Genomic DNA, 16,825 nt, shown 5'->3' with positions numbered 1-16,825 from the left:
TCGGGCATTTAAAGGAGGCGGAATCAATGAAACAAGCAATTGAAAAAGCGCATCACGCTTTTCGTCAGGACGAAAAACGGGCAGCACACAGTCCATACCGGCTCGGTTATCATATTATGGCGCCGGCCCGCTGGATAAATGATCCAAACGGCCTTATTCAATGGCGGGGTGACTATCACGTGTTTTATCAGCATCACCCGTATGACGTAAAACCGGGCTCCATCCATTGGGGGCATATGAAAAGTCGTGACCTTGTTCACTGGGAGCATTTGCCGATTGCACTTGCACCAGATGAGGAATATGACAGAAGCGGCTGTTTTTCCGGCAGTGCAGTCGATCATGACGGTATATTAACGCTTATTTATACCGGACATGCAGAAGGTGAAGACGGAATAAAAGAGGTTCAGTGTATCGCAACGAGCACAGATGGCATTCATTTCGAGAAGCATCCACAAAACCCGGTTATTTCTGCCCCTCCCCGGGGAGCCGCGGCTGATTTTCGTGACCCGAAAGTGTGGAAGTATAAAGAGAAATGGTATATGGTTGTCGGCAGTCAAAAGGACAAGCTTGGCCGTGTACACTTGTATGAGTCGGCGGATCTTTTTTCATGGAAGGATCGCGGAGCCATTATAAAAAGCGATGGTAAGCTTGGATTCATGCTTGAATGTCCTGACTTTTTTGAGCTTGAGGGCAGGCATGTGCTTCTCGTTTCACCGCAAGGCATTGAAGCTTCTGGCGACCGTTATCAAAACCTTTACCAGACCGGAACGCTGATCGGTGATTTGGATTACGAAACGGCTGCATTCACGTACAGTGAATTTACTGAGCTTGATCAAGGCTTTGATTTTTATGCGGCACAGTCATTTGAGGATGACCAGGGACGGCGGATTGTATTCGGCTGGATGAATATGTGGGAGGCGGTTATGCCGGAACAGGCACATGGCTGGGCAGGGGCGCTGACGATTCCGCGCCAGCTGTCCTTTAATCAATCGGGACGGCTTGTGATGCAGCCTGTAGAAGAATTGAAAAAACTGCGCCGGGAAAAAACGATTGCCGGTCCAATGCCTCTTTCCGGGACACAGCTGTTCCATATATCCGGAGACCGTCTGGAAATCAAAGCGGAATTTGAAGCGCGAAGTGCCATGTCGTTTGGCCTGCATGTAAGATGTTCAGAAGACAGCCGGGAAAAAACGACGATCCGCTTTGATGCAGCTGATCAAGCCATTATTTTTGACCGGCATTCATCTGGTGAAGGGGAAGGCGGTATCCGCAGGGCAAAAATTGGAGTATCAGCTGTTGTGAAACTGCATATATTTGTCGATCGTTCTTCGGTTGAAGTGTTTGTGAATGATGGAGAAGCGGTTATGACCGGACGTATTTATCCGAATGAAAAAAGTACGAAGGTTCAATTATTTGCCGACGGCGGTGAAGCGAGGCTGGTTTCGTTCGCGGCATGGAAACTGAAAGATGTGTGGAAACAGGAATAAATGTTTTTAAACCACCTAGAAAACAGGTGGTTTTTTTATTGACATAAAACAGACGTTTTATTAATATGTCTATAAATAAATAAACGTAAAAAGGAAATGTTTGTTATGGATACTTCAGCAATGTTTTGGAATGCATCGATTCAAGAATTAAAAAAAGGCTACGTAGAAGAAACTGATTTTTTTACCTGCCTTCTGTGCGGAAAAAGAATTGAGAAAGGGATCATTTATCCGGTTGAAGACAAGCTCTATGACGCGGAGCGGTATACGCAGGCTCACATTAACCAAGAACATGTCTCTGTTTTTGACTATATCATGAAAATGGATAAAAAGCTGACGGGGCTGACCGAACATCAAAATAAGCTGCTTCGCCTTTTTTACGAGGGAAAAAACAATAAAGAAATACAAGCGGAAATGGGGATCGGAAGTATTTCCACCATCCGAAACCATCGTTTTGTACTAAAAGAAAAAGAACGCCAGGCTAAAATGTTTTTGGCAGTGATGGAGCTGTTAAATGAAAGGGATGCCCATGCTCCTGTTGTCGTCCCTCCCCACAAACAGGCTAGAATGGTTGACAGCCGTTATAACGTAACAGAAGAGGAACAGGAAAAGGTGATTCAAAAGTTTATGCCAGAGGGAATTCTGCTCGCATTTCCGCCAAAAGAAAAACAGCGGCTCATTATCATGCGGGAAATGGCGAAAAAGTTCAAAGCAGGCCAGGTGTATAGCGAAAAAGAAACAAACGAGATTCTATTCGCTATTTTCAATGATTACGTCAAAATACGAAGATACTTAATTGAATATGGATTTTTAAACCGCAAGCCGGACGGAAGCGAATATTGGGTGAATGAATAAGGGGAGGCAATGAAAAGGGAGAGAAAAAGAGAACTGAAACAGCAGATTAAAGAAATGAAGATAGAAGCAGGCGTGTATGAAATAAAAAATACGATCAATCAAAAGATCTTTATTGGCAGCACTCGGAATTTTAAAACGTTGAATGGGCGGAAGTTCGGGCTGGAAGCAGGTTCAAGCACAAACAAGGCTTTACAGAAAGAATGGAACGAATATGGTAGAGATCGATTCCGTTAAATAAGTAAATACCAAAAAAGCCGGCCTGCTCAAATGCGAGCAGGCCGGCTTTTTTGGTGGGAACACACTTTTAAAAGCATGCATATTATTGGTAAGAAGAGGTGGTGAACATGAAAATTTTACACAATCCGGTGGAAACCGAAAAACAGGAATGGAAGAAGGAACGTAAACGGCAAAAAGCAAAAACGGCCTTAACTGTTTTTTCTCCACTTTTTCTTCTGCTGATCTGGGAATTTTTGTCCCGAAGCGGCTTAATCGATGCACGGTTTTTTCCGCCGCCGACCGCTATTGCAGCTACGTTTGTTGATATGCTTGTAAGCGGTGAACTGTTCGGGCATATTCGGATTTCATTGTTTCGTATTTTTGTGGGCTTTTTGCTTGGAGCCATTCCCGGTATTATCCTCGGTCTGTTCATGGGCTTGTATGCACCAATCAGGCATTTTCTTTCTCCTCTAATTATGGCGCTTATGCCCATCCCCACACTTGCGCTGCTGCCAATCATTTTAATTTTGTTTGGCATTGGTGAAACGTCGAAAGTTGTGACGATTGCAGGGAGTGTCTTTTTTCCAGTGGTGATCAATACAGCGGCTGGTGTTGTTTCCATTGATTCCATGTACTTGGACGTAGCTAAAAACTATGGCGCAAGCCGTAAAGATTTCTTTTTTAAAATTGCCCTGCCTGGTTCACTTCCCTTTATGCTTGAAGGAGTTCAAATGGGGCAGGCGATTGCTCTATTAACCATCGTAGCGGCTGAGATGATGGGGGCGCGGTCGGGAATTGGCTACTTAATCTGGACATCGTATAATGCGTTTCTGCTCAAAGACATGTTTGTCGGGCTTATTTTAATTTCATTTTTCGGCTATCTTTTTTCCCTGCTTCTGCGTGCACTGCAGCGAAAGTTACTTCCGTGGAGGTGATTAGATGAATGATAAGCCAAAAATATCCATTCGCGAGCTGACGAAAGTTTTTTATAAAAAGCAGGGCAGTACAACCGCTATTGAGAGGATTTCCGTTGATATCGCAGAAGGGGAATTTGTTTGTTTGGTTGGACCGAGCGGATGCGGAAAAACCACACTGCTCCGTATTATTGCCGGTCTCGAAAAACAAAGTGCCGGCCGTTTTGACATTCAAAAAAGTGGTGCAGACCGTCCGGGCCAGTCGATGGTGTTTCAGGAGAAGGGGCTTCTGCCGTGGCTGACAGTAGAAGAAAACGTCGCCTTCGGTTTGAATATGCGTCACTTGCCAAAATCCTATGTGAAAGAAAAAACACAATATTTTTTGGCGAAAGTAGGACTGGAGAAATTCGCGAAAATGTATCCGAAAGAGCTTTCAGGCGGAATGAAGCAGCGGGTCAGCATCGCCAGGGCTTTTGCGAACGACCCTGAGATTCTGCTCATGGATGAACCATTCGGGGCACTCGATGAACAGAACCGGTTTATTTTGCAGGAGGAGCTGCTGTCGATTTGGTCCGAAACGAAGAAAACGGTTCTTTTTATTACACACAGTATCGATGAAGCTCTTTATTTAAGCGACCGGGTTCTTTTGATGAGCGCGCAGCCCGGCCGTATTGCTGCTGATGTCCGCATTGATCTGCCGAGGCCAAGAAAGCTTGAAGATATCCGGTCCAATCCGGACATGACCGCCGCCTTTTCGAAAATCTGGCAGCATCTGCAGGAAGAAGTACAGGGATCAAGAGAATGAAAGGAGCTTCAGAATGAAAAAGTGGCTTGGATTGTTAAGTGTTATGTTCCTTTTAGCGGGCTGTGGAGAAGAAAAACCATCTAGTGTAGGGAATGAAGTAAGTAAGACTAATCCATCCGGTGATCTGGCTCCTTTGGAAGAAAAAACAAAAGTCATTATAGCGGAAGACGGTTCAGCATCCGGTGCTGGATTTTACATTGCCAATGAAAAAGGATATTTTGAGGACTACAACATTGAAGTGGAGTTTGCGACGTTTGCTAACAGTGACGATATGCTTCCCGCTCTTGCATCCGGTGAAGTAGATATTGCGGGAGGGGTTTCTTCCGCCTCATTCTTCAACGCCATTGCTCAAGGAATCGATGTGAAAATTATCGCTGACAAAGGGCACAATGAAAAAGGAAAATCGTATTTTACTTTCGTGATTGGCGCAGACAAGAAGGATGAAATTAAAGATTACAGCGATTTAAAAGGGAAAAAAGTAGCGGTATCCACCGAGCACGCGGTTGATGATTATATCTTCCGGAAAATGCTCGAGCACGCCGGCTTAAAGGAAAGCGACGTAGAGTTTGTTTTAATGCCGGACTTCGGCAATATGCTGGCAGCTATCGAAAATGGCTCCGTTGATGCAGCGCTTCAAATTGAACCGCTCATTACGCAGGGCGTATCGGAAGGCATTCATGTCCGCTTCGGTGATGCAACGGACTTTGCCCCGAAAGCGCAAATTGCCATGGTGCTTGGCTCGCCGCAGTTTATTAACGAACAAAAGGATATTTCTCTGCGCTTTATGGCTGCCTATTTAAAAGGAGTCCGCGACTATAACGATGCCTTTAAGAAAGGAGAAGGCAAGAAAGAGATCATTGACATTATGACCAAGTATACTTCTTTGAAGGATGCAGCAGTGTGGGAAGAAGTGTACGTAACAGGCCTTGATCCAAATGGAAAAATGTTCGTAGACGATATCCGCCAGCAATATGATATGTACAAGAAACATGGAGCCATCCGCGGCGAATTTGATTTTGATAAAGCGATTGATACAACCGTTACAGAAAAGGCGGTTGAGATCATTGGCATTTATAAATGAAGGCTTGCATATAAATACCTGTTCCAAGGCTGGCGGCAAAGTCGTCAGTCTTTTCTTTCATAAAGAAAACGGACAGGCTGCTTGTCGGGAGGCACCGCTTTTTAAAAGAAGCTGATGTGGAAAGCCCGCTGCCTTATCGGCTCTCATTCTAACCGTCCCATTCGTTGCATGAATAAGAAGCAATGTACAAAACGCACAGACAATCGGGCAGGTGGACGGGTCGGCAGGGGAAATGGCTGAGCTGATTAAAGACGTGCGCTTTGACTCAGGGCAAAGCTCTCTCGTTGTTGATACACTTCGGCGGGCCATTGACAAATTTACGCTATCAAAAGGATAAAGGTGTTTCGCGCGCTGCGGGGCGCCTTTATCCTTTTGTCTGGCTGCGCGGAAAGAAAAAGAGTATGGTAAAATAAAAGAATCAAACGAAGCCGTTAAAAGCATACAGCAATCTATCCATGAAGATGGGAAAAGCGTCAGGGAGGAAGCGGGAAAATGGAAAACCGGTTTGCAAAGCAGCAAAAATTTTATCCGATCGGCAGAAAAGGCCAGGAAGGGCTGGCGCAGTCAACGGTCGCGATTATTGGGTGCGGGGCGCTCGGTTCTGCCGCGGCAGATACACTGGCGCGCGCTGGTGTTGGCCGGCTGCTGCTTGTCGATCGTGATTATGTTGAAGTGTCTAACCTGCACAGGCAGCCGCTTTACACAGAAGCGGATGCACTCGATATGATGCCAAAAGTGGAAGCGGCGAAAAAGCGTCTGGCGGCCGTCAATAGCGAGGTTGCTGTGGAAACGTGGATGGATCATGCAGATGCAGCGCTCATTGAAGGGCTGGCACAGCGAAGCGATCTACTGATTGACGGGACCGACAATTTCGAAACACGTCTTGTGATCAATGATGCAAGTGTCAAGCATGGCATTCCTTGGATCTATGGAGCCTGCGTCGGTGCAACAAGTGTTGTTATGCCGTTTATCCCCGGAGAAGGCCCTTGCTTTCGATGCCTGCTGCCGGTACTTCCCTCTTCTGCTGAAACATGCGACACGGCCGGTGTGATTGCGCCGGCTGTATATATAACTGCAGCTTTTCAGTGCGCTGAAGCACTAAAATGGTTGACGGGGAACGCTGACTCTATACGGCGTGATATGCTGCGAATTGACACATGGACAAATGAAAAGCACGCATTCGGTGTGAAGAAAATGAAGCGGCTGGACTGCCTGTCGTGCGGAGTGAAACGCACGTATCCGGCTTTGAGGCAGTCAGATGAAACAAAGGCGGCTTTATTGTGCGGCCGTGACACCATTCAGCTGACACCTGGTGCCGGCCGGACGCTGACACTTGAAGACGGAGAGAAAATAGCCCGGAAACAGCAGTTGAAACATAAGCGGACGCCTTATTTTTTGCAGATTATGTTTGGTGAACATCGAATTGTTTTGTTTGAAAACGGTCGTTTGTTTTTTCATGGAATGCAGGACGCTAAGCAGGCTTTGAAAATTTATAACCAGCTTTTCAGTTAAGGGGGAGCGGAAGAAATGTCAGTTGATTTTGGGAAAGAAACGTCATGTTCAGCCGGTGTTCTGACTGTGAGCGACACACGAACCGTTGAATCGGATAAAAGCGGTGCTCACATCCAGGCTCTCCTGGAAGAAAACGGCCATCAAACGATGCGGTATGCCATTGTGCCGGATGAACAGGAAGCAGTGGGCGGGATGATTGGAAAGTGGCTCGAAGATGATCAGATTGATTTGATCATTGTAACAGGCGGAACTGGCATTGCACCCCGGGATATTACTATTGAGACGGTAAAGCCGCTGCTTCAAAAGGAAATTCCGGGATTTGGAGAGTTTTTTCGTTATTTAAGTTTCACAGAAGATATTGGCACAAAAGCGATGTTATCCAGAGCGTTAGCGGGAACAGCTAAAGGCGGAAAGCTGCTTTTTGCTCTGCCGGGCTCGCGCGGGGCGGTTGATCTAGCGATGCGGAAGTTGATTTTGCCGGAAGCGGCGCATTTGCTTCATGAAGCTAGAAAATAAAAAGGCATAAAAAGTGTAGAGCTTTTCATTCGGTGGTAGAGGAAGGGAAAAGCGGCCGCTTAACTGCGGCCGCGCTCATAGTCTCCGTTTTTGCCGCCTGACTTTTTCTGCAAATACGTTGGACCGATCACCATTTCTTTCCCGGATGCTTTACACATATCATAAATAGTGAGTGCAGCGGCTGAAGCGGCAGTCAATGCCTCCATCTCAACCCCGGTTACACCCTTTGTTTTTGCTTCTGCTTCAATGAATACAACAAAGCGGCCGGCTGCTTCGTCCACTTTCCAATGGAACGTGATATTAACACCGGTTAAAGGTATAGGGTGGCACATGGGAATAATTGAAGAGGTTTGTTTAGCGGCCATGATGCCGGCTACTTGGGCAACCGCGAAGACATCCCCTTTTTTATTTGTACCTTGCGTGATCTGCTCATAAATAGATTGGTTTACTTCGATAGAGGAATGAGCGACAGCAAGACGGACCGTTTCTGCTTTCTCAGAAACATCCACCATTTTAGCGCGTCCCTGCTCATTAAAATGCGTGAATTCAGACATACAAACATCCTTTCAAGTAATAGATAATCTCAGTATAGCATGGGGAAAAGAAAGCGAGGAAAAGAGAATGGTTGACAAGCGAAAGCCGATTGCAGTAAAAGAGGCGATTGAGAGAGTGATGAAACGGGTGACACATTTAACAGAGGAAACGGTACCGCTCCATAAAGCATACGGGCGGATTTTAGCGGAGCCGGTTCGGGCCAGTCACGATGTGCCCCCGTTTGATCGTTCTCCGTATGACGGATTTGCCGTCCGCTCTGCCGACACAAAGGGCGCCTCCGGCGAGTCGCGTGTTGAGTTTCGCGTCATTGATCATATTGGCGCAGGAGCTGTGTCGCCGCATACAGTCGGCGCGGGAGAAGCAGTTCGTATCATGACCGGGGCACCGCTGCCAAACGGAGCGGACGCTGTTGTGATGCTGGAACAGACAGTGATCACAGAAGATACGTTCACCATTCGCAAGCCATTTGAACCGCTTGAAAATGTGTCGTTAAAAGGAGAAGACGCACAGGAAGGAGAGATTATCGTCAAAGCCGGAACTTTTATCCAGCCTGGCGTTATTGCTGTCCTGGCAACATTCGGATACGCACAGGTACGTGTAGCGAAAAAGCCGGTCGTCGGGCTGCTGGCAACAGGCACCGAGCTTGTTGACGTTCATGAGCCGCTTGCGCCGGGGAAAATCCGTAACTCAAATGGTCCTATGATTGCCGCTCAGCTGGCGCGAATGGGCATAGAGTGCCGGCTGCTTGGTTCGCTTCCCGATGATGAGGATGCCTGTTTCGATATGGTGAAGGCGGCAATTAATGAATGTGATGCCGTTATTACAACGGGTGGAGTATCGGTAGGTGATTTTGACTTCCTGCCGGCCGTATACGCCCGTCTCGGAGCTGAGGTATTATTTAATAAAGTACAGATGCGCCCAGGCAGTGTTACAACAGTTGCTCATGTGCGGGATACTTTTTTATTTGGCTTGTCCGGAAACCCATCCGCCTGCTTTGTTGGCTTTGAGCTTTTTGTGCGTCCCGCTCTTCTTTCCATGATGGGGAGCGGCCGGCCGTATTTACCTTATGAGAAGGCGGTACTGGCGGCAGATTTTAAAAAGCCAAACCCGTTTAACCGGTTCATTCGGGCCGTTTATACATCCGCTCCATCAGGCGCGGTGGTCAGCCCGGCAGGATTTAATAAATCAAACTCAGTCACATCAATTGCAAGAGGAAACGCATTTATCGTATTGCCAGGCGGCACGCGCGGATTCCAAAAAGGCGATGAAGTAGATGTACTGATCATTGGATCAGAGGAAGGAGCAGCAGTATGGGAGCTGAATTAAAACCATTTCATGTAACAGAGGAGCCGCTTGACGGAGCGCCATATATGGATTACGTCACGCATCCGGGAGCAGGTGCGGTTACACTGTTTGCTGGTACAGTTCGTGAGTGGACAAATGGAAAGCGGACAATGTACTTAAAATATGAAGCATACGTGCCAATGGCTGAAAAAAAGCTGGCGCAAATCGGTGATGGAATTATGGAGAAATGGCCAGGTTCACGCGTAGCGATTGTTCATCGGATTGGCGAGCTTGCCATTTCTGACATTGCGGTGATTATCGCTGTCTCCTCTCCGCATCGAAGAGCCGCTTATGAAGCGAATGAATACGCGATTGAGCAAATCAAAAAAGTGGTCCCAATCTGGAAAAAAGAAATATGGGAAGATGGAGAAGAATGGATCGGCGATCAAGCTTATAAACCGGAAGGAGGCAAAGGATGATTTATCTGCATTATTTTGCGGGCTTAAAAGAAGCAGCCGGAAAAGCCGAAGAAGAGCTTGCATGGGAGAGCGGCACTGCGTCAGATGTGCTGCAGTGGGTCAAAACATCTTATCCACAGTTTGATTTTTCCGCTGTGCAAATAGCGGTTAATGAAGAATATGTACTCGAAAGTGAGCCTGTTCACCCAGGTGATCACGTAGCTTTTATTCCACCGGTAAGCGGGGGATAACCAAAACTATGAAAAGGACTGAGCGCTTTGAACATAACCGATACACTTCAGCGTCCATTGCGTGATTTGCGGATTTCCGTAACTGACCGGTGCAACTTTCGCTGTACGTATTGCATGCCGAAGGAGATTTTTGGTGATGATTACGCGTTTATGCCGAAAAGCGAGCTTCTCTCTTTTGAAGAAATCACACGGCTGGCAGCGCTGTTTATAGGGTTTGGCGTTAAGAAAGTGCGGCTGACAGGCGGAGAACCGCTGCTGCGTCGTGATCTGCCGCAATTAATCCGCATGCTGTCATCGCTTGACGGACTAGAAGACATCGGTCTGACGACAAACGGACTTTTGCTGAAGCAGCATGGTAAATCGTTGTTCGATGCAGGGCTTCGGAGGCTGAACATCAGTCTGGATGCGTTATCAAAAGAAACGTTCGGGAAAATGAATGGCCGCGGGGTTTCACCGGACGCTATTCTTCAAAATATTGACTACGCGCAGTCACTTGGATTTACAGTGAAGGTTAATATGGTTGTGCAAAAAGGTGTGAACGATCATGAAGTCGCTCCGATGGCGGCTTATTTTAAGAAGCGGGACATCACTCTCCGGTTTATTGAATTTATGGATGTAGGCACAGACAACGGCTGGAGTTTTAAACAAGTCGTCACAAAAGGGGAGCTTCTTGACCGCCTTCGCGAAACAGAAGAACTCATTCCAGCCGAAGCGGCTTATTTTGGTGAAGTGGCCGGACGGTACCGTTATAAAGATGGGGAAGCAGAAGTTGGGTTTATTCCTTCTGTTTCTGAGTCGTTTTGTTCTTCCTGCACACGCGCCCGGCTTTCATCGGATGGAAAGTTTTATACATGCTTGTTTGCGACAAGTGGGTTTGATATAAGAGAACTGCTGCGCTCCGGTGCTTCAGACGAAGAGCTGGCTCAGGCTATTCGAGGTGTATGGGAAGGGCGGACGGACCGCTATTCCGATGAGCGAACAGAGCAAACGGCGAAAAGCCGTAAAAAAATTGGCATGTCTTATATTGGCGGATAAAAGCAGTGCCGGCTCCTTTGATCGGGGGGCCGGCGCTTTTATTTTATCGGCTTGTCTCGTGTACTTACTTTTATAAAAGCGTTTTCTTAACCAAGGGAGGATCATGTGGATTGCAGAGGGAAGAGGATCGAGGGCAGAAGCTTCTCTCGACTATCCGGAAGTAACGTGCATCATTCCCGGATTTAAAAACACGCGGCAAGTCGAGCAAAACCTGCGGGCGCCCCACACGCCTTCTTTCACACAGGAAGAGCAGGAGCGGGTCAAAGCGTTTTATGATGAAAAAGTAAAACAGCATATTCGTGGTGTTTATTAATGGATGCCTGCTCTCCAACGGTGGAGGAGCAGGCCCTTTTTTTGATATGATACGATTAATACATATAAGGATAGGGGCGATTAGATGTACGAGGAGTATACTGCGTTTGCGATTGAGCTTGGAAAGGAAGCGGGTGCTTTTTTACGGCCGAATGCCGGAAAAGCGGGCGGACAGACAATCAAAGCAGCAAAGGATTTCGTTACAGAAATGGATATCAAAGTTGAAGCGCTTATTATCGAACGAATTCAACAGAAGTATCCAGAACATCGCATTTTCAGTGAAGAAGCTGGAGTGATTGAGGCGGACAGTGACTACGAATGGGTAATTGATCCAATTGATGGAACGATTAACTACAGCATTGGCGTGCCGCAGTATGGTGTCTCCATTGCGCTTACATACAAAGGGGAACCAATTGTCGGAGTCATTGATCTGCCAGGGCTGGATGAGACGTATTGGGCATCAAAAGGCGGCGGTGCTTTTAAGGATGGTGAACCGATTCGTGTAAGGAATGTGCCTTTGGCGGAATCCTTTGTTTCACATAGTGATTTTGCGAAAGACGGTAACAAAGAAGCGAATGTGCGTCGGCTCGATCTGCTTTCGAAGATTGTAAACGACGTATACCGCGTCCGCATTATTGGCACGGCAGCCGTTACGCTCGCATACATTGCAGCCGGAAAATGGGATGCTGCACTTTATATGCACCCGGCTTTTTATGATATTGCGGCGGGTCAGCTTCTTGTAACAGAAGCCGGAGGTGTAATGGCAGCAGCCGGTCCGTATACGATGTTTGGACAGAAACAGGCGGCTGACAAACTCGTTTCTTTACTTGAGGAAGCAAAATGAAGCTGATTGCTATAGATATGGATGGAACACTTCTCAGCAGCCAAAATAAAATTCCGCATGAAAATATAGAAGCGATACGCAAAGCGCAGAAAAAAGGAATAGAGGTTGTCATCTCAACTGGACGCTCATACCCGGATGCTTCAAAGCTTATGAAGGAGGCTGGACTGGTCACCTGGATTATTGGCGCGAACGGAGCGACAATACATGACCCGTCCGGAACCTGCGTCCAGGCTGTTTCCTTAAGCAGAGAACAGGCAGAAGAGATCCTCGCTTATTTTGAAGCGCGCAGCTTTTACTACGAGGTGTTTTCGAAACAAAGCATTTTTTCACCGAACAATGGCCATGAATTGGTAAAGGTTGAAATGGACCGTATTCTAACCGCCAACCCGTATGCGGACCGTGAGGAAATGAAAGAAGCGGCCGAGCGGCAGTTTAGTCAGGAACCTTTTCATTTTGTAACGTCTTATAAAGAGATACTGGAGGAAACGAATCAGTATTTTAATTTGCTCGCTTTTTCTTATGATGAAGAAAAATTGCAGGAAGCATGGGACCGTTATGCGGGTCGGCGTGATCTTGCTCTGACGGCTTCAGCGAGTCATGTGTTCGATATTATGCATCCGGATGTTTCAAAAGGAAATGCTGTTCGGAAGCTGGCTGATCAATTTGGTGTGAAAACAGAAGAAACGATGGCGATCGGCGACAACTTCAATGATATATCGATGTTTGAAGCCGCCGGCCGGAGTGTGGCAATGGGCAATGCGCCGGAAGAAGTAAAAGAAAAGGCAGGGGCTGTCACACTCGCCAACGACGAATTTGGCGTCGCTCATGCGATCCGCCAGCTCTTGTAAAATCCTTCTTTCTTTATGCACATTTTGGGATTATAATGAAACGCATATTTCTAAAATTAAGGATAAGTGAGTGATAAACAATGGAGCCGAAAAAATGCAGAGAATCTCGTGTCGTGCGGACGAGCCGGGTGTTTCCAAATGATGTAAACAATCATAATACATTATTTGGGGGACGTCTGATGAGTGATGTGGACCAGGTAGCGTCCATTTCAGCTGCGCGCCACAGCCGGAAGGAATGTGTGACGGCTTCAACCGATTCTGTGGACTTTTTACATCCGATCCGCCCGAGCGATTCGGTTTGCTTTGAATCGTTTGTGACGTGGACAGGCAGTTCTTCGATGGAAGTCTTTGTTAAAATTATTGCGGAAGATTTAAAAACCGGTGCGAGAAAAATCGCGGCTACGGCTTTTTTGACGTTTGTCGCCCTGGACGACAATCGGCGTCCGGCTCCTGTTCCAGGTGTGATCCCTGTTACGAATGAAGAAAAAAAGCTGAATGAAACGGCACCAATGCGGGCACAAAAGCGGAAAGAGCGGAAAAAGGACAGTAAAGAATTAGCGGCTTATTTAACGACAGACAAATTAGAGTCGTAAGTCGTCTCGTTTGATCCCACTTCCTTTTTTTGAAATAATGAGCAGGAAATGATTTGGAAAGAGGTGCTCATATACAATGAAAGTGCTGGTAGTTGGAGCAAACGGACAAATCGGGCAAAAATTAGTCGGGCTTCTGCAGGATAGTGAGAAGCACGAAGCGCGGGCTATGGTACGCAAGGAAAAACAAGCGGAAGCGCTGAGGGAAAAGGGAATAGAAGCGGTTGTTGCCAATCTGGAAGGCAGTGTAGATGAGCTGACAGATGCGGCGTATGGCTGTGATGCGATTGTTTTTACCGCTGGATCCGGCGGTCACACCGGCCCTGATAAAACGCTTTTGATTGACTTGGACGGAGCAGTAAAAATGGTGGAAGCAGCCGAAAAAATCGGAGTAAAACGATTTGTGATGGTGAGTGCGCTGCAAGCGAACAATCGCGAAAACTGGAATAAAGCGATTCTTCCTTACTATGTAGCGAAGCACTATGCAGACCGTGCAGTTGAACAAAGCTCACTCACTTATACAATTGTGCGCCCTGGCGGCTTGTTGAATGAGCCAGGCACAGGGAGAGTGGAGGCAGGCAAACAGCTTGAGCGCGGTTCCATTCCGCGTGAAGACGTAGCGCTGGTCGTTTTTCATGCACTTGACGAGGCACATACGTTTAACCGCTCCTTTGATTTGATCTCCGGGGAAAAGTCGGTCAGCAGTGCGTTAAAACAAATTTAAAAAAACAGCTCTCCCTGTGAAACAGGGAGAGCTGTTTTTTTAATGGATGGCTTTAAGGTCAATTTGTTCAATAAATTCAACAAACGCTCTGACAATATTTAATTCAAGCGATTCCTCATGGAAAAACATCCAGCCTTTCCGCTTGATCAGCTCGCCGTTTGGCTGCCTTAAAGGGATTTTATAGAGATTTTCGATATCTTCTAAAATCATGCTTGGCAAAATGGCATAGCCGAGACCGTTTGCCACCATGTTTTTGCACGTGCCGGCTTTATCAACGTCAATGCTGATTAAAGGCGGCTTCGCATAATTCTCTGCCCACCAGTTATCGACGACCATTTTCAGTCCTTGATCAGTCCTATAATCAATTCTCGGATGGTCAGGCAGGTTCTCCAGGTCAATTTCGTGCTTCGATGCCACACAGATGGTTTCTTCAAACAGGAGGCGCTTTTGGTCTTTCCAGCCGTAATCGCCTTTGACGAATCCAACGTGTACATCCTGGTTGTGGATTAAATGGGTAATATGGCTGCTCCATTCTGTCACAACTTTAAACTCGACATTTGGATATTCTTCTTTAAACATTTTTAAAAGGCCCGGCAGCTTATAATCCGTAAAAAAAGTTGAGACACCAAGACGAAGTGTGCCGGACATCGTATTTTCCATATTTAACACGTTTTCTTTGATTTTCTGCATGCGGTGAATCATATCGTCTGCACACTTTGCTAAATAATCTCCCTGCGGTGTAAACTGCACACCGCGCCTTCCGCGTGTGACAATCTGCACGCTAAACTCTTTTTCCATTTGTTTCAGACGGCTTGTCAGAGCAGGCTGGGAAATATAAAGCGACCGCGCGGCGCTTGTAATATTTTTATGTGCATGCAGTGTTTGTAATATAAGCCAGTCGCGTTCATCCATTTGACCGTCTCCTTACAGGTATAATCAATATTTATCGTTAAGTATAGAAAAACGATATTTTATTTATTTCTCTTTTTTCATTATAGTAAATAGTAGAACAAGAAGAAAGAAGGAGTCACCATGAAAGAAACAAAATGGCTGTTTATTGCCATAAGCGCTATTGGAGGGCTGCTGCTTTCCATGACTGGCCTGTCGATTGGCTGGATGCTCGGCACACTTTTAGCCGCTATGCTTATTTCTTTCACTAAGCCAAACGTTTTAGGAAAGAAAGGCGTTCCGAAATACTGGCTTTATGCTGGTCAATGTATTTTAGGCATTGAGCTTGGTCAAAAAATCAATCTTTCCGTTCTTACTGTTTTTCAAAAGGATTGGGCGGTTATTATCATTATGCTCCTGCTTTCGATTGTATTTTCGCTCCTGTCAGGTGTGGTTTTGTGGAAATTCAGCAAAACAGATATGCTGACAAGCTTTTTCAGTACAGCTCCTGGTGGTTTGTCGGCTATGCCGGGAATTGCCGAAGAAGTAGGGGCTAATACAGCGGTTGTCAGCATTTTGCAGACGATGCGTGTGTTTTTGGTTATCTTTATTATCCCTATCGTTGTTTCGGTCCTCGTATTTCATCCATCTGCCGCTTCTGCTGCCCAAACAGCTCCTTCTGTATTTGAATGGACCAGCTTTGGCTGGACATCGGTCCTCGCTGTAACAGCGTATGCAGGCTACCATGTTGGAAAAAAATTGAAATTTCCTGCCCCCTGGCTGCTGGGAGGCATGCTGTCGACAGCAATTGTACAGTCAGGTACATCTTCTGCAGTCGGATACGATATGCAGGCATACTGGCCGCATGAAATTATGATCCTTTCGCAAATTGTGATTGCTGCTTCCATTGGATCACGGTTTCGGAAAGAAATGTTTTACGGATTAAAGCAGACCATTGCCATCGCGTTTATTAGTACGGTTCTGTTTATCGGCGCTATGTTTGTTTGCGCATATATTGTATCAAAAGCAACGGGCATTGCGTTTATGACGGCTGCTTTGGCGTTCGCGCCAGGTGGGGTAGCAGAAATGGCAACAACTGCAGTCGTTCTCAATGCTGATGCGACTTTTGTTGTAGCGGTTCAAGTTTTGCGTATTATCGCGGTGATCCTCGTGCTGCCGCCAGTGTTCCGAATGCTGCATGCATGGGAGACAAGAAAAGAAACTCATTCTCATGCATCCGTTTAGTACAATTAACTTTTGGCTCTGTTTTTCTTCTTTAGCAGAAGAGAAGAAAAACAGAGTTATTTCTTTAGTCTTTTTTAAAAAGGTTTGACTTTTAAAAAGTAAAAGTGTTATATTTAATACCGTCTCTTGAACAGTAATTCAAAACATGAAAATTTTAAACGGTTTTGGTTAATATCTTCTCAAAAAGATTGACTAGATTTGAGAGGTATGATAAAGTGATTTAGCTTCATTAATAACTTCTCAGTATGAAATAAATAACCTTTAAAAAAGTTGTTGACATTCAAAAGTGATTAATGATATGCTGTTATAGCTGTCGCAGAGATAGCGTAAACAAATTGAACATTGAAAACTGAACAAAATCAATAAAAACGTCAACGTTTTAAAATTTTTATTTCCCATTAAAAACAC

At 46.1% G+C, this 16,825-nt stretch carries 21 protein-coding genes; 18 read left to right on the top strand and 3 right to left on the bottom strand.

What is annotated here, in order from left to right; translation table 11 throughout:
- The first annotated feature begins 26 nt into the window (after positions 1-26).
- The 6 genes from L2D08_RS14895 to L2D08_RS14870 all read left to right on the top strand — a co-directional run bounded on the left by L2D08_RS14895 (position 27) and on the right by L2D08_RS14870 (position 5,355).
- Positions 27-1,487, top strand: a complete 1,461-nt coding sequence (locus L2D08_RS14895; RefSeq protein ID WP_242234738.1) for a glycoside hydrolase family 32 protein — start codon at positions 27-29, stop codon at positions 1,485-1,487.
- A 105-nt stretch (positions 1,488-1,592) separates the two neighbouring features.
- Positions 1,593-2,339, top strand: a complete 747-nt coding sequence (locus tag L2D08_RS14890; RefSeq protein WP_242234736.1) for a DUF2087 domain-containing protein — start codon at positions 1,593-1,595, stop codon at positions 2,337-2,339.
- A 9-nt stretch (positions 2,340-2,348) separates the two neighbouring features.
- A complete protein-coding gene (locus L2D08_RS14885) occupies positions 2,349-2,573 on the top strand; it encodes a GIY-YIG nuclease family protein (RefSeq protein ID WP_309241369.1) in 225 nt (74 codons plus the stop codon).
- Between the two features lie 110 nt (positions 2,574-2,683).
- Positions 2,684-3,490, top strand: coding sequence for an ABC transporter permease (locus L2D08_RS14880; protein WP_242234734.1), 807 nt, complete (start codon positions 2,684-2,686; stop codon positions 3,488-3,490).
- Between the two features lie 4 nt (positions 3,491-3,494).
- Positions 3,495-4,274, top strand: coding sequence for an ABC transporter ATP-binding protein (locus L2D08_RS14875; protein ID WP_242234732.1), 780 nt, complete (start codon positions 3,495-3,497; stop codon positions 4,272-4,274).
- Positions 4,275-4,287: 13 nt separating this feature from the next.
- Complete coding sequence (locus L2D08_RS14870) at positions 4,288-5,355, top strand: ABC transporter substrate-binding protein (RefSeq protein WP_242234730.1); 1,068 nt, start codon at positions 4,288-4,290, stop codon at positions 5,353-5,355.
- Positions 5,356-5,412: 57 nt separating this feature from the next.
- Here L2D08_RS14870 and L2D08_RS14865 read toward each other — a convergent pair whose 3' ends face one another.
- Positions 5,413-5,796, bottom strand: a complete 384-nt coding sequence (locus L2D08_RS14865) for a hypothetical protein (protein WP_242234728.1) — start codon at positions 5,794-5,796, stop codon at positions 5,413-5,415.
- Between the two features lie 51 nt (positions 5,797-5,847).
- Between L2D08_RS14865 and L2D08_RS14860 the strand changes: the two genes are divergently transcribed.
- Positions 5,848-6,867 carry a ThiF family adenylyltransferase gene (locus L2D08_RS14860; RefSeq protein ID WP_242234726.1) on the top strand — a complete coding sequence of 340 codons (1,020 nt, stop codon included), beginning with the start codon at positions 5,848-5,850 and terminating at the stop codon, positions 6,865-6,867.
- Positions 6,868-6,882: 15 nt separating this feature from the next.
- Positions 6,883-7,383 (top strand): MogA/MoaB family molybdenum cofactor biosynthesis protein, encoded by a 501-nt coding sequence (locus L2D08_RS14855; protein WP_242234724.1) that lies wholly within the window; start codon positions 6,883-6,885, stop codon positions 7,381-7,383.
- Between the two features lie 59 nt (positions 7,384-7,442).
- Here L2D08_RS14855 and moaC read toward each other — a convergent pair whose 3' ends face one another.
- Positions 7,443-7,937 (bottom strand): cyclic pyranopterin monophosphate synthase MoaC, encoded by a 495-nt coding sequence (gene moaC / locus L2D08_RS14850; protein WP_242234723.1) that lies wholly within the window; start codon positions 7,935-7,937, stop codon positions 7,443-7,445.
- A gap of 67 nt (positions 7,938-8,004) precedes the next feature.
- Between moaC and L2D08_RS14845 the strand changes: the two genes are divergently transcribed.
- The 9 genes from L2D08_RS14845 to L2D08_RS14805 all read left to right on the top strand — a co-directional run bounded on the left by L2D08_RS14845 (position 8,005) and on the right by L2D08_RS14805 (position 14,284).
- The gene (locus L2D08_RS14845; RefSeq protein ID WP_242234721.1) at positions 8,005-9,264 is read left to right on the top strand and encodes a molybdopterin molybdotransferase MoeA; all 1,260 of its coding nucleotides are present in this window, start codon (positions 8,005-8,007) and stop codon (positions 9,262-9,264) included.
- Positions 9,249-9,701 (top strand): molybdenum cofactor biosynthesis protein MoaE, encoded by a 453-nt coding sequence (locus L2D08_RS14840; RefSeq protein ID WP_255821979.1) that lies wholly within the window; start codon positions 9,249-9,251, stop codon positions 9,699-9,701. Before L2D08_RS14845 ends, L2D08_RS14840 begins: the two co-directional genes overlap by 16 nt.
- Positions 9,698-9,931, top strand: a complete 234-nt coding sequence (gene moaD, locus L2D08_RS14835) for a molybdopterin converting factor subunit 1 (protein WP_242234720.1) — start codon at positions 9,698-9,700, stop codon at positions 9,929-9,931. Before L2D08_RS14840 ends, moaD begins: the two co-directional genes overlap by 4 nt.
- A gap of 18 nt (positions 9,932-9,949) precedes the next feature.
- A complete protein-coding gene (gene moaA / locus L2D08_RS14830; protein ID WP_242234869.1) occupies positions 9,950-10,966 on the top strand; it encodes a GTP 3',8-cyclase MoaA in 1,017 nt (338 codons plus the stop codon).
- A gap of 103 nt (positions 10,967-11,069) precedes the next feature.
- Entirely contained in the window at positions 11,070-11,279 is a 210-nt protein-coding gene (locus L2D08_RS14825) for a hypothetical protein (RefSeq protein WP_242234719.1), read from the top strand.
- A gap of 84 nt (positions 11,280-11,363) precedes the next feature.
- Complete coding sequence (locus L2D08_RS14820) at positions 11,364-12,122, top strand: inositol monophosphatase family protein (RefSeq protein ID WP_242234717.1); 759 nt, start codon at positions 11,364-11,366, stop codon at positions 12,120-12,122.
- The gene (locus L2D08_RS14815; protein WP_242234715.1) at positions 12,119-12,970 is read left to right on the top strand and encodes a Cof-type HAD-IIB family hydrolase; all 852 of its coding nucleotides are present in this window, start codon (positions 12,119-12,121) and stop codon (positions 12,968-12,970) included. The genes L2D08_RS14820 and L2D08_RS14815 overlap by 4 nt, the downstream gene beginning before the upstream one ends.
- Positions 12,971-13,050: 80 nt before the next feature.
- Positions 13,051-13,563, top strand: coding sequence for an acyl-CoA thioesterase (locus L2D08_RS14810; RefSeq protein ID WP_242234713.1), 513 nt, complete (start codon positions 13,051-13,053; stop codon positions 13,561-13,563).
- A 76-nt stretch (positions 13,564-13,639) separates the two neighbouring features.
- Positions 13,640-14,284 (top strand): SDR family oxidoreductase, encoded by a 645-nt coding sequence (locus L2D08_RS14805; protein ID WP_242234711.1) that lies wholly within the window; start codon positions 13,640-13,642, stop codon positions 14,282-14,284.
- A 39-nt stretch (positions 14,285-14,323) separates the two neighbouring features.
- On the opposite strand, the gene L2D08_RS14800 is transcribed toward L2D08_RS14805, so the two are convergent.
- Positions 14,324-15,196: a LysR family transcriptional regulator gene (locus L2D08_RS14800; protein WP_242234709.1), complete on the bottom strand. Its 873-nt coding sequence runs from the start codon at positions 15,194-15,196 to the stop codon at positions 14,324-14,326.
- 120 nt (positions 15,197-15,316) lie between these two features.
- Here L2D08_RS14800 and L2D08_RS14795 point away from each other — a divergent pair, with 120 nt between their 5' ends.
- Positions 15,317-16,417 carry an AbrB family transcriptional regulator gene (locus tag L2D08_RS14795; protein ID WP_242234707.1) on the top strand — a complete coding sequence of 367 codons (1,101 nt, stop codon included), beginning with the start codon at positions 15,317-15,319 and terminating at the stop codon, positions 16,415-16,417.
- Positions 16,418-16,825: the final 408 nt, after the last annotated feature.

This window comes from Domibacillus sp. PGB-M46 (assembly GCF_022668875.1).
In the GTDB taxonomy this organism is placed as follows: domain Bacteria; phylum Bacillota; class Bacilli; order Bacillales; family Domibacillaceae; genus Domibacillus.
Note: the sequence above shows the minus strand (reverse complement) of the source record. Positions and strands in the feature narration are given on the sequence as shown.